We start from the raw sequence: 13,320 nt of genomic DNA, 5'->3' as shown, positions 1-13,320 counted from the left end.
TCAGCGCGGTTGGCGCACTGGTTCTTTAGAGTTCGCCTTTTTCCTCTGCCGCCGCGAGCTGCTCGGCGGTCGCCTCCACGAACTCCCCCTCCCATTTGGAGATGACGACGGTGGCCAGGCAGTTGCCGATGACGTTGACCGACGTGCGCCCCATGTCCATCAGGTGATCGACGCCGAGCACCAGCGCAACCCCTTCGAGCGGCAGGCCGAACTGGGCGACGGTGCCGGCCAGGATCACCAGCGCCGCGCGCGGCACGCCGGCGACGCCTTTGCTCGTCAGCATCAGCGTCAGCATCATCATGATCTGCTGGCCGATGGTGAGCTCCACGCCGGCGGCCTGCGCGATGAAGATGGAGGCCATCGAGAGGTACAACGTGCTGCCATCGAGGTTGAACGTGTAGCCGAGCGGCAGCACGAAGGAGACGATCTTGCGAGGGCACCCGAGCCGCTCCATCGTTTCCATGGCGCGCGGCAGTGCGGCCTCGCTTGACGTCGTCGTGAACGCGATGAGCGCCGGCTCCCGCGCCGCCTTGATGAACTTCGCGACCGGCACGCGGAACAACAGCATGACGGGGCCGAGCACGAAGATCAGAAAGAAGATCAGCGCGCCGTACAGCGTCAGCAGCAGCGCCGCGAGGCTGAAGAGCACGCCCAGCCCCCCGCGCCCGACCGTGTAGGCAATCGCGGCGCCGACGCCGACCGGCGCATACTTCATGACGAGGTTCGTGAACTTGAACATCGTCTCGGCAAGCGACTCGCAGAACGTGATGATCGGCCGCCCCTTGTCGCCGATCATCCCCAGCGCGATCGCGAACACCATGCTGAACACGACCAGCTGCAGCAGCTCGCCTTCGGCCATCGCGCGGACGACCGATTCCGGCACCGTGTGGAGCAGGATGTCCTGCCACGTCTTCGGTTGGGCCGTGATCGCCGGGGCGCCGGCCGCCGTGGGCAGGGTGAGCCCGGCTCCCGGCTCGAACCAGTTCACGGCGACCAGCCCGATGAGGAGCGCGATCGTCGTGACGATCTCGAAGTAGATGATCGAGCGCAGGCCGATGCGCCCCACGGCCTTCGCGTGCCCGGCCCCCGCGATGCCTGCCACCAGCGTCGCGAAGATCAACGGCGCGATGACCATCTTGATCATGCGGATGAAGATCTGGCCGAACGGCCGCACCACGTCGGCCCACGACGGGTCGGTGACGCTGATCACCCATCCGAGGACGATCCCGAGGGCGAGGCCAACGAAGATCTGCTGCGTGAGCGTGAGAGGGAATCGTGCGCGCGGCGGTGCCGCCGTGTGATTGGACATGTCGGGCGGGGTATTATAGTCCGCGCGGGGTGCACGTCGATTCCAGGGAGAGTGTCGGGATGGATGCGTTCGTCGGGGTCTTCACGGTGTTCGTGCTGGCGATGTTCCTGGGTTTCGCCGTCATCACGAAGGTGCCACCCCTCCTGCATACGCCGCTGATGTCGGGCTCGAACGCCGTCTCCGGGATCACGATCATCGGCGCGCTGCTCTCCGTGGCGACGCCCAACCGGCTGACCACCGCGCTCGGGTTCGTGGCGCTGGTTTTCGCCACGATCAACGTGGTCGGCGGGTTTCTCGTGACGCACCGAATGCTGCACATGTTCCGGAAGCGCGACTAGGCGGCGCGCCCGACACCGATGCCAACCTCACTCATCAATCTCGCGTATCTCGCCGCGTCCGTCCTCTTCATCTTCGGCCTCATCGGGCTGGCGCACCCCAAGTCCGCCGTCCGCGGCAACCTGTACGGCGCGCTCGGCATGCTGCTCGCCATCGTGGCGACGCTCGTGGACCGCGAGATTCTGGGTGCCGGCACCGCGGCGTGGGCCACCATCGCCGCGGGCATTGCCCTTGGCAGCCTGGCCGGCGCCCTGCTGGCCATCAAGGTGCCGATGACCGGCATGCCGCAGATGGTGGCGCTCCTCAACGGCTTCGGCGGGGGGGCCTCCGTGCTCGTGGCGGGCGCCGCGCTCATCGACGCAACCGAGACCACGCTGCAGCTCACCATCGCCACGGCGGCCTCCGGCGTGATTGGCGCCGTCACGTTCTGGGGAAGCCTCGTCGCCTTCGACAAGTTGCAGGAGTGGCTGCTCCCGGGACGCCCCATTGTGTTCCGCGGTCAGGGCGCCGTGAACGTCGTCCTCGGCCTCGCCGCGATCGGCTTTGGCGCGATTGTCGTCGTGGATCCGACTGCCATCTGGGCGTATGTGGCAGTCGTCGTGGTCTCGTCCATGCTGGGCGTCCTCCTCACCATTCCCATCGGCGGCGCTGACATGCCGGTCGCCATCGCGCTCCTGAATTCCTACTCGGGAATCGCGGGGGCGGCGACCGGCTTTGTCCTCAACAACAGCGTCCTCATCGTCGCCGGATCGCTCGTCGGCGCATCAGGCATCATCCTGACGCGGATCATGTGCCGCGCGATGAACCGGTCGCTGGGCAACGTGCTCACGGGCGGCGGCGTTGCCACCGGCCCGGTCGCCAAGGCGGACGAGGTGTACGCCGGCCGGGTGAAGTCGACCTCGCCGGAAGAGGTGGCGATGCTGTTCGACGGCGCCCGCCGCGTGGTGATCGTCCCCGGCTACGGCCTCGCCGTGTCGCAGGCGCAGCACGCGGTGCGGGATTTGACAGACCTGCTGGAGCGCAAGGGCCTGGAGGTGGAGTTCGCGATTCACCCGGTGGCGGGGCGCATGCCGGGCCACATGAACGTGCTGCTCGCCGAAGCGGAGATCGACTACGACAAGCTCAAGGAGATGGACGAGATCAACCCCACCATGCAGCAGGTCGACGTCGCCATCGTCATCGGCGCGAACGACGTCGTCAACCCTATCGCGCGGACCGATCCGAACAGCCCGATTGCCGGCATGCCCATCATCGACGTGGACAAGGCACGGACGGTGGTCGTGGTGAAGCGGAGCCTGAGCCCGGGATTCGCCGGTATTCCGAATCCGCTCTTCGCCGCCGACAACACGCTCATGTACTTTGCCGACGGCAAGAAGGCGATCATGGATTTGATCGCCGCCGTGAAGACGGCGTAACCAACCCCGCCGGCATTTCGGCACGACGGCGGCGCCGGAATACCGTCTATTCACCGGTTTCCCGGCGCGCCCGCCTGATTACGGCCATTTTTCGGGGTGGCCGTCCACTTGCACAACGCGTCATACGTCATCCCGTCGCCCGTTTCATAACCGTCGTTTCGTTCATTCAGGGTACGGCTCACGGCTTCGTAGCGACTGCGAAGTGAAGGAGGGGCCATGGGCTCTGCTCCGTGGTGGTCCGGGATGGCGCGGGTGATGCTGGCAGGCGCGGGCCTGCTGGGCCTGTTTCTCGCGGTCGACGCGTTGTTTCTCGTCGTGCTGCTGGTGGTCAACACGCTGATCGGCGGGGATCGGTGGAACCCGTACGCCGGCGCGTTTGTGTTTGTCGTCGTACCGGCGGCGATCGTTGTCGGGAGCGCCAGCGCGTGGATCGCATATCGCCTGTGGCTGCTGGTCCCGCGGGGGACCCCGGAGGACGTCCCGCGGAATGTCACGGTGAGGACCTGATATGGGCTTCAAGTTCCAGGACTACGAGCACCTCTTGCGCCTTGCCGGCCTGTTCGCGGCGGGCATCTTCCTCTTTTTGATCACGCAGGCTGTTCTGGTTCCGGCCGACTTCGGCACGTACGGCCACTATCGCGCCGGTGCGCTCGAGGTCGCCGCGAAGAAGCCTGTCGTCCACGGCGGCGAGCGGAGCTGCGTCGAGTGTCACGAGGACGTGGTCGCCACTCGCGCCCCCGGGAGGCACGCGGCCGTGCGCTGCGAGAGCTGTCATGGGCCTCACGCGGCACACGCGGCGGGGGAGGCCGCCGGCGTCAAGCCGAATCCCGCGAAGCTTTGCGTGCGGTGCCACGAGCAGACTTCCGCCAGGCCGGCGGCGTTTCCGCAGGTGAAGAGCGCAGACCACGCGGGGGGCGAGACGTGCACGACCTGTCACCAGCCGCACGCCCCGGGCGTGTCATAGGGGCGCGAGGAGAGAGATAGATGGACCGGCGAACGTTCCTGTTGCAGAGCGGAAAGCTGCTGGTGCTGAGCGCCCCGGCGGCAATCGCGTGGGAGCACGTGCTGGCGGGCGAGCCGCAGGCGGCCCCGAACTACCAGGCGTCCGATCACTGGTGGGCGATGATCGTCGAGATCGAGAAGTGCATCGGGTGCGGGTCGTGCGTGCGGGCGTGCAAGGCGGAGAACGACGTTCCCGACGAACCGTACTTCTTCCGGACGTGGGTCGAGCGCTATCGCATCAACCCGGAGGATCCGGAGCACCCGATCGTCGACTCGCCGAACGGCGGCTTCGACGGCTTCCCGCCCGTGCCGGACGAGCAGGGCGCGTGGAAGAGTTTCTTCGTTCCCAAACTGTGCAACCACTGCGTGGACTCCCCCTGCGAGCAGGTGTGCCCGGTGGGCGCCACCTTCCGCAGCCCTGACGGCGTCGTCCTGGTGGACGCGGACTACTGCGTGGGCTGCCGCTACTGCGTGCAGGCGTGCCCGTACGGCTGCCGCTTCATCGATCCGCGCACGCACACGGCGGACAAGTGCACGCTCTGCTACCACCGCATCAGCAAGGGGCTGACGACGGCGTGCTGCGAGACGTGCCCGACCTCGGCCCGCCGGCTGGCCGACTTGAAGAACCCTGCGGATCCCATCCACGAGTTCCTGCGCACGAACAAGGTACAGGTGCTGAAGCCGCAGATGGCCACGCGGCCGAAGGTGTACTACAACGACCTGGATGGGTCCGTCCGTTGAGGAGACGCGATGCCGCCTGTTGAAGGCTTTCTGTACCCGAACGAAATCGAGTTGCAGTGGAGCGTGCTGATCGTCCTGTACCCGTTCATCACCGGGCTCGTGGCCGGCGCGTTCATCCTCGCCTCGCTCGAGCGCGTGTTCAACGTGCAGGCGGTCAAGCCGACGTACCGGATCGCGCTGCTCACCGCGCTGGCGTTCCTGCTCGTGGCGCCGCTCCCGCTGCAGCTGCACCTGGGCCATCCGGAGCGGTCGTTCGAGATGTACCTGACGCCGCACACCACGTCGGCGATGGCGATGTTCGGCTTCGTCTATCTCTGGTACCTCATGGCGGTGCTGGTGGTGGAGATCTGGCTGGACTACCGGAAAGACCTGGTGCTGCGCCGTCGCGCCAGCACCGGGCTCAGGCGCTGGTTCTACACCGTCGTGACGCTCGGGTCGGACAACATCAGCCCGGCGTCATTGCGCCTCGACCACCGCGTGGGCTACATCGTCACGGTCATCGGGATCCCGTCGGCGTTCCTGCTGCACGGCTACGTCGGGTTCATCTTCGGGTCGATCAAGGCGAATCCGTGGTGGTCCACGCCGATGATGCCGATTGTGTTCCTGTTCTCCGCGATCGTGTCGGGGATCGCGGCGGTGATGCTGGTGTACATGGCCTACGCGCGGCTGCAGAAGGTGCCGATTGACATGCCGTGCCTCGACACGGTGGCGCGCTACCTGTTCTACGCGTTCCTGATCGACTTCTCGCTCGAGATGCTGGACCTGGTGCACCGCATCTACGAATCGGACGAGTCGTTCAAGACGCTGGACTTCATGGTGAAGACCCGCCTGTTCACCTCGCAGATCGTGTTGCAGATCATCCTGGGCACGATCGTGCCGCTGGCGCTGCTCGCCGCGGCCCAGCTCGTGAGGTTCCGCGCGCCGGCGCGGCGTGCGCTCTACGCGTCGGCCGGCGTGCTGACGCTCATCGGCATCTTCGCCATGCGCTGGAACGTGGTGATCGGCGGCCAGCTCTTCTCCAAGAGCTATCTTGGATACACGACCTACAAGATGGGTTTCGCGACGCGCGAGGGGATGCTCCCCGCGATCCTGCTCATGATTCTGCCGGTGGCGATCCTTGCCGTGCTGCTCTGGCTGCTGCCGCCGTGGCGGGAAGAGCGCGAGCCGGCGCACGCGGCGCAACCGGGAGGCGCGGCGGTCGGCGCCCGCGTGTTCTGATCGCCAGCCACAGAGCCCACAGGGCATCAACCGCGGGGGACGTCGTCCTCTGCGTCCCCTGCGGTTTTTTTCGCGGAGGGGCTGGGGAAAATTTCATCGTTGCCCGTTCGACCCTAACGGGTTTCCGTCGACGTTTTCGGCGGGTTGCCGGTAGAAAGGCCCAAAATTGCCGACTTTGCGGCAAGAACCGCCGCATTTCGACGAACACGCCAAGCAGGACGAAGGGCACGAGTGTTGCCCATAGGCCTGCGGTAATTTCTTACACCTGAACTGTCAGATGCCATTCGTAAGGGGAGGGACTGTAATGAGCCGGTTGCACCGCACGGCCCCGGCACTCTGGCTTGGCGGCGCGCTCGCGATCCTGATGCTCGCGATCGTGTTCGTGCCCGCGAAGCCCGTGTCGGCCAAGGCGTCGAAAGCCGAGCCCGCGAAAGCGGCGGCGGCCCAGGCGGCCCCCGCGCAGGACAGCAGCCAGTACGTCGGCGAGGAAACGTGCCTGACCTGCCATGAGGACCGCAAGAAGGGGTATCACGGCAGCCCGCACTCGCGCGCGCTGGATCCGCGCTCGCCCGCCGCCGCCGCTGGATGCGAATCCTGTCATGGCCCCGGGAAAGCCCATGTCGAGGGCGACGGGGACAAGACCAAGATCCTGCGCCCGAGTTCGATGACGGCGAAGGATGTCACCCAGATTTGCCTGACGTGTCATAGCCGCGGCGACCGCGCCGCCTGGGAAGGCAGCCAGCACGACGGCCGCAACCTGTCATGCGTCACCTGCCACAGCGTGCACGAGCCGAAGTCCGAGAAGTCGCAGCTGAAAAAGACGACCCAGCTCGAGACGTGCGGCACCTGCCACAAGGACAAGGTCGCAAAGCTGAACCGCACCGGGCACATGCCCGTGCGCGAGGGCAAGATGGAGTGCACCTCGTGCCACAACCCGCACGGCTCGATGAGCAACGTGCGGCTGTTGAAGGTTGGCGATTCGATCAACGAGAGCTGCGTCAGCTGTCACACGGAGAAGCGCGGACCGTACCTCTACGAGCACGCGCCGACCAACGAGAGCTGCGTCACGTGCCACGACCCGCACGGGACGAACAACGATCGCCTGCTGGTCGCCAAGCTGCCGATGCTCTGCCAGCGGTGCCACGTGCACTCGCGGCACCCGGCGACGATCTACGACGCGACCCAGACCAAGACCAGCAACCGCCTGTTCGGGCGCTCGTGCATGAACTGCCACCAGCAGATTCACGGCTCGAATCATCCGGCCGGCAACTTCTTCGTGCGGTAGGAGCAGACTGACATGCGCAACGTGATTGTTTCACTCGCCGCGCTCGTGGTCGCCGCCTCCGCCGCCCAGGCACAGACGCCGACCGCGACCGCGTCCGCCAAGACCGAGAGCAGTACCCAGGTGACCGCCGCCCCGAAACCCGCCAGCTCGTTCGCCACGACCGGGCAGGTGGACTTCGGGCTGCGGGGCACTGACATCACCGGCGACGCCGCAAGGTTCCAGCGGTATCGCGACCTCGGAGACGGCGGCGTGCTCGAGCGCTTCCGGTTCAACTCCGATTCCGGCAGCCTGTTGTTCGAGGCTGGCGCGGACAACGTGGGCCGCAGCGACCAGCGCTTCTGGGGCGAGTTCCTGAAGGTTGGGAAGCTGCGAGCCTCGTTCTACTACGACCAGGTGCCGCTGCTGTACAGCAACGACGCCCGGACACCGTACACGGTCGAATCGACCGGCGTCTTCAGAATGGACCCGGCGACGCGCGCGTTGCTGGCCACGAACAAGACCACCCGGAAGGTCGCCGCCCCGGCCCTGCTGAGGCCGGTCGACCTGGAAAGCCGGCGCGACACGCTGGCGTTCGCGATGTCGGCGTCCCCCACGCGGGAAGTCGACCTCACCGTGAGCTTCAACAGCTTCACGCGCGACGGGGCGATGCCCTCCATCGCCTCCTTCGGCTTCAGCAACTCGGTCGAACTGCCGGTTCCAATCGACAACCGGACCGACGATCTCAGCATGAAGGCCGAGTGGTCCAACCGGAAGGCGCTCGTTCGCGTGGGGTACGACGGGTCGTGGTTCACCAACGACATCAAGTCGATCATGTGGGACAACCCGCTCGCGGTCACCGACCGCGTGTATCCGTCCGCGTACGCTGACGGCCGCGGACCGTCGGTCTCGCGGCTGGCGACGGCGCCCGACAGCACGCGGCACATGGTCAGCACCGCCGCGTCCTACAAGCTGCCGGGCCGCAGCCGGATCACCGGGTACTTCGGCGTCGGATCGGTCAAGAGCGACGCGGAGATTCTGCCGTACACGACCAACACCGCGGCGCCGGTGCTTTCGCTCGCGCGGGCCAACGTCGACGGTGACGTGCGGATCGTGTCGTCGAACTTCACCTTCACCTCGCGGCCGAACCAGTACGTGTGGCTGAACGCCCGCTACCGCTACTACGACTTCGACAACCGCACGGAGGAGTTCCACTCACCGCAGTGGATCCTGTTCGACGGCGTGCACCGGACCGACCCGCTGACCAGCGAGCCGCATAGCGTGAAGCGGGACTACCTGGACCTGGACGCGTCGTTCACGCCGTTCCCGTTCGGCGCCCTGAAGGTCGGTTACGGCCGCTACACGGGCGATCGGACGTTCCGGATCTTCGAGAAGACGGTGGACAACGTGTTCCGCACGTCGTTCGACGTCACCGGCAACGAGTACTTCTCCGTGCGGGCGCTCTACGAGCACCCGGTCTCCTTCCTCGGCTTCAACGGATCGGTCGCGGCCGGCAAGGACGACTACAAGGACACGGAGTTCGGGCTGCGGGACAACACGAACAAGGTGTACAGCGTCGGCGCGAACGTGGCCCCGAACGACCATGTTGCCGTGGACGTGACGTACACCTACGAGAACTACGCCGCGCTGCAGCTCTCGCGCACCGCGAGCCCGCTGCCGAACCCGCAGTTCACCGATCCGACGCGCAACTGGAGCGACGACTCGGACGACACGACCAAGACGCTCTCGGCCAGCGTCGATCTGATCCAGGTGCTTCCGCGAACGGATCTGCGGTTCGGCTGGGATCAGAGCAAGGGGAAAGCGACCTACGTCTACAGCACCATCGCGGGCAGTGCCGTGCCGACGCCGGTTCCGCTCCCGGCGGTGACAAACGACCTGCTGCGCGGAACCATCGACCTGCGGTATCTCGTGTCGAAGCGTCTCTCGCTGGGAGTCGTGTACTGGTACGACGAGTACCAGGTCGAGGATTTCGCGCTGGGCGCCGACACGATCACCGCGCAGGCTGACCTGCCGACGTCCTTGCTACTGGGCTACGTGTACAGGCCCTACAAGGCGCACACCGGCATGGCGCGGGTGTCGGTGCTCTGGTAGCGCTCGACACGAACGTGAAAGTCACGTGAAAGTGAAAAAGTAAAAGGCAAGAAGAAAAAGGCAACACGCAGGAGCCGGGAGGTGGGAACCAGGAGAAACATTCCTGGATCCTGCCTTCCGGCTCCTGTTGTTTGTGTTGTCGTCGTCTTCTCTGTTTCGGCACAATCGCGAGACATCAATTACAGCGCGTTACAAATACAAAAGATTGCAGATTGCCGTATTGACAGCCCTTCGACGCCTGCTAGCATGAGCGCCACCCTTGCTGATCAGCCGAGCACAGGACGGCAGCATGCACACGCGCGATCTCGTGCCCACACATGGCGGGCATGTCTTTCCTCTCCTGGCGCTCGTCGCCATTCTGCTCCCGCTCTCCGCACCCGCGCGTTCAGCACGCTCCGCGGCGCCTGACGATCGGCCAGTGCCGCCGCAGGCGGCACCCACGGCCGGGTTCCGCGCCGAGTTCCTCAAGGAACTCGCGTACTTCGAGCGCCGCTTCGTGAGCCTGGCCGAGGCGATCCCCCCGGAAAAGTACACGTGGTCTCCGGGCGCGGGTGTCCGGTCCGTCAGCCAGGTGCTGCTTCACGTCGCGCAACGCGGCTTCGTGCAGCCGATCCTCATCGGCACGGAGCCTCCCGCGGACCTCCGCGGACGCGGGTATCCATTCGATCTCCATGAGACGGTCGATCGCAGCGATCCCGAGCGCTACGCGCGCAGCCTGGTGGGCGAGAACATCGTCGAGGCGAACACGCGCGACAAAGCAACGGTGGTGGCGGCGGTCAAGGCGTCGTTCGCGCACATCCGCGCCGCGGTCCTGCGCGTGCGTGACGAGCAGGGCGACCAGCCCGTCAAGTGGATTGGCGACAACACGTATCGAGGCGTGATGTTCTTCTGGTTGCGCCACTTCGGCGAGCACCTCGGTCAACTGATCGCGTACGCGCGCGTGAACGGGATTGTCCCGCCGTGGACCCAGGAGCGGCAGGGCAGAGGGCGTTGAACCCGGGGAGGAAAGGAGAAAAAGGCATATGGGCCGCATTTGTTCCGTCGTGGCGCTTCTGATCCTGACCGCCTCCGCACCGGCGGCGGCGCAGACGGGCTCGACCGGCGGCATCAACGGAAGGGTCGTCGACCACACCGGCGGAGCGCTCCCCGGCGTGACGATCACCATCTCGAGCCCGGCGCTGATGGGCGCCCGCAACACGGTGACCAACGAAGAGGGGGCGTACCGGTTCGCCGCCGTCCCGCCCGGCGAGTACACGATCGTGTACGAGCTCGCCGGCTTCCAGACCGTCCGACGCGAGGGCATCCGCGTCAGCATCGGCTTCACCGCCACGGTCAACCCGGAGATGGGCGTGGCGAGCCTGGAGGAGACGGTGACCGTCACCGGGGAGTCGCCGGTCGTCGACAGCCAGTCCACGACGATGACGACGACGTTCGACAAGGCCGTGATGTCCGACATGCCGATCGGATCGCGCGATTTCTGGGGCCTGCTCGCGCAGACACCCAGCGTGGTCGTGTCCAAATTCGACGTGGGCGGGAGCGCGGCGATGACCGTGCTGCCGGTGAACGTGTACGGCATCACAGGCCAGGAGCGGCCCCTCGTCGAGGGAATCATCTCGAACTCGTCGACCGGCGGCGTCGGGTTCTCCTTCTACGGCGACTACGGGTCCTTCGAAGAGGTGTCAATCAGCACGGCCGGCCACAATGCCGAGACCGGTTCGCCCGGCCTGTTCACGAACCTGATCAGCAAGGCGGGCGGCAACACCTACCATGGCTCGCTCTACGCCGACTACCAGGACTCGGCGATGCAGACCCGGAACATCGATGCCGACCAGATCGCCAGGGGCGTATCGGGCGGCGGTTCCCTCGGGCCGGACGAAGTCAACCGGACGGACGGGTGGCGGGACTTCAACGTCGGTGCCGGCGGTTACCTGATCAAGGACCGGTTGTGGTGGTACGCGTCGCTCCGCGACATGAACTTCAAGCAGTGGTACACGAACTACCCGCCCGAGCCGCAGGAGTCGCGAGGCCGGAACCATGCCGCCAAGCTGACGTACCAGCTCTCCACGAACAACAAGCTGTTTGGCTACTACCAGTACACCGGCAAGCTGCAGGAGAACCGCTTTGACGCGTACCGGCTGAGCGCCACGGCCGCCCTCAACGTCCTCCCGGATTCGACCGTCAAGCAGGACTACAACAGCGGCGTGTGGAAGGTCGAATTCAACCGCGTCATCGGCAACACGATGTTCTTCGAAACCCGCGTCGGCGGCTACTGGTTCCATTTCCCGTTCGAACGGAAGACGGAGAACCTCCGCTACGAGGACGTCGGCAACAGCCAGGTCTTCGGAGGCAACCAGAACCGGGTCCAGGATCGCTACCGCCCGCAGGTGCTCGGATCGCTCAGCTACACGAAGGATGGGTGGTACGGCACGCACAACTTCAAGCTGGGCGGAAACATTCTCAAGGAGTGGCAGGACCAGGTGAACGAGGGGTTCCCCGAGCAGGTCCTGCACGTCATGAACAACGGTCAGCCGCGCGAGGTGTACCTGTTTGAGCCGGGTGCGAACTACAACGGCCTCTACACCTACTCGGCGTACCTGAACGACTCGTGGCAGCTGCCGGAACGCCTCACCCTGAACCTTGGCATCCGCTTCGATCGATTCCGCGCGTTCACGCCCGAACAACGGCATCCCGCGAGCCGGTTCAACCCCACCGAAGTCGTGTTTGCTGCGGTGGATGACTGGCAGGTCTGGAACCACGTCGCGCCCCGCATCGGCGCCACGTACGCGCTGACCGAGGACAGCAAGAACGTCGTCAAGTTCAACTACGCGAAATACTGGTACGACCCGGGCAACGGCCTGGCCGGATCGTTGAACCCGAACGATGCCCTGTGGTTCCGCCGCTACGCGTGGTCCGATCCCAACAGGAACGGCCGCTGGGATCCGGGCGAAGAGGGACGGTTGATCCAGACGACGGGCGGAGCGGCGAGCACACAGCTCGATCCGGATCTGCAGAACACGTACGCCAGCGAGATGGCGGCCTGGTTCGAGCGCGAGCTGATGACCGATCTCGGCTTCCGCGGAGGGCTGGTCTGGCGCGGAGTACGGCAGCAGTACGCCAGGGTGAACCTGAACATGCCGTTCGAGGCCTTCACGGTCCCGGTGATCATCAACGATCCGGGTCCGGACGGCACCCGCGGCAACGCGGACGATGGCCCCGGCATACCTGGATTCCAGGTCGCGCCGGAGTACCTCGGGAAGCCCTCGCTGAACCAGACGAGCAACATTCCGCACGGCGACAGCAACTATCTCACCTACGAGTTCACTGTCACCAAGCGCCCGAGCCATGGCTGGTCGGCGGCCGCGGCGTTCTCGCTGATGAAGAACGCGCACAACGGCAACGAGTTCCCCGAAGGGCAGGCGCCAAACAGCGTCCGCTCCAACGCGCTGCCGCTGACCCCCAACGACCTCATCAACACCGACGAGGGGCGTTACAGGTTCACGATGTGGACGGCGAACGTGAAGGGCAGCTACCAGTTCCCGTGGGACGTGAAGGTGTCCGGCACGATGCGGCACCAGGCTGGACCCTCCTACGGCCGGACGTTCACGACATCGCTGAATTACAGCAGCAGCATCCGGGTGCTCGCCGAGCCGATGGAGACGCACCGCCAGCGCAACGTCACCATCTTCGACCTGCGCCTCGAGAAAGGCTTCCGCCTGGGCGGGTCCCTCCGGCTGGCTGCGCTGCTCGACGGGTTCAACATGGCGAACTCGAACGCCGAAGAGCGCATCAGCTGGAACTCGGGAGCGTCGTACCTGCGGCCTCTGCAGATCATCCCTCCGCGCGTATTCCGCGTCGGGATGCGGCTGGACTTCTAGCTGCCGGGCGGGCGGGGGAGCGCGTCACACGCGCTCCCCTGTCCCACGCCG

At 65.8% G+C, this 13,320-nt stretch carries 11 protein-coding genes; 10 read left to right on the top strand and 1 reads right to left on the bottom strand.

What is annotated here, in order from left to right; genetic code table 11:
• Window positions 1-25: 25 nt before the first annotated feature.
• On the bottom strand, window positions 26-1,309 hold the full coding sequence (locus HYU53_08545; protein MBI2221244.1) for a cation:dicarboxylase symporter family transporter: 1,284 nt from the start codon (window positions 1,307-1,309) through the stop codon (window positions 26-28).
• Between the two features lie 59 nt (window positions 1,310-1,368).
• Here HYU53_08545 and HYU53_08540 point away from each other — a divergent pair, with 59 nt between their 5' ends.
• The 10 genes from HYU53_08540 to HYU53_08495 all read left to right on the top strand — a co-directional run bounded on the left by HYU53_08540 (window position 1,369) and on the right by HYU53_08495 (window position 13,269).
• A complete protein-coding gene (locus HYU53_08540; GenBank protein MBI2221243.1) occupies window positions 1,369-1,647 on the top strand; it encodes an NAD(P) transhydrogenase subunit alpha in 279 nt (92 codons plus the stop codon).
• 18 nt (window positions 1,648-1,665) lie between these two features.
• Window positions 1,666-3,060 (top strand): NAD(P)(+) transhydrogenase (Re/Si-specific) subunit beta, encoded by a 1,395-nt coding sequence (locus tag HYU53_08535; protein ID MBI2221242.1) that lies wholly within the window; start codon window positions 1,666-1,668, stop codon window positions 3,058-3,060.
• Window positions 3,061-3,276: 216 nt separating this feature from the next.
• A complete protein-coding gene (locus HYU53_08530) occupies window positions 3,277-3,567 on the top strand; it encodes a hypothetical protein (GenBank protein ID MBI2221241.1) in 291 nt (96 codons plus the stop codon).
• Window position 3,568: 1 nt separating this feature from the next.
• A complete protein-coding gene (locus tag HYU53_08525) occupies window positions 3,569-4,024 on the top strand; it encodes a cytochrome C (protein ID MBI2221240.1) in 456 nt (151 codons plus the stop codon).
• Window positions 4,025-4,044: 20 nt separating this feature from the next.
• The gene (locus tag HYU53_08520) at window positions 4,045-4,803 is read left to right on the top strand and encodes a 4Fe-4S dicluster domain-containing protein (GenBank protein MBI2221239.1); all 759 of its coding nucleotides are present in this window, start codon (window positions 4,045-4,047) and stop codon (window positions 4,801-4,803) included.
• Between the two features lie 9 nt (window positions 4,804-4,812).
• Complete coding sequence (gene nrfD / locus HYU53_08515; protein ID MBI2221238.1) at window positions 4,813-6,021, top strand: polysulfide reductase NrfD; 1,209 nt, start codon at window positions 4,813-4,815, stop codon at window positions 6,019-6,021.
• 304 nt (window positions 6,022-6,325) lie between these two features.
• Entirely contained in the window at window positions 6,326-7,306 is a 981-nt protein-coding gene (locus HYU53_08510; GenBank protein MBI2221237.1) for a DmsE family decaheme c-type cytochrome, read from the top strand.
• A gap of 12 nt (window positions 7,307-7,318) precedes the next feature.
• Complete coding sequence (locus tag HYU53_08505) at window positions 7,319-9,394, top strand: MtrB/PioB family outer membrane beta-barrel protein (protein ID MBI2221236.1); 2,076 nt, start codon at window positions 7,319-7,321, stop codon at window positions 9,392-9,394.
• Window positions 9,395-9,653: 259 nt separating this feature from the next.
• Window positions 9,654-10,388 (top strand): DinB family protein, encoded by a 735-nt coding sequence (locus tag HYU53_08500; GenBank protein ID MBI2221235.1) that lies wholly within the window; start codon window positions 9,654-9,656, stop codon window positions 10,386-10,388.
• 28 nt (window positions 10,389-10,416) lie between these two features.
• A complete protein-coding gene (locus tag HYU53_08495) occupies window positions 10,417-13,269 on the top strand; it encodes a TonB-dependent receptor (protein ID MBI2221234.1) in 2,853 nt (950 codons plus the stop codon).
• The last annotated feature ends 51 nt before the right edge of the window (window positions 13,270-13,320 follow it).

The organism is Acidobacteriota bacterium, assembly GCA_016184105.1.
Taxonomy (GTDB): domain Bacteria; phylum Acidobacteriota; class Vicinamibacteria; order Vicinamibacterales; family 2-12-FULL-66-21; genus JACPDI01.
The sequence above is the reverse complement of the archived record's forward strand: the minus strand, read 5'-3'. Positions and strand labels throughout refer to the sequence as shown.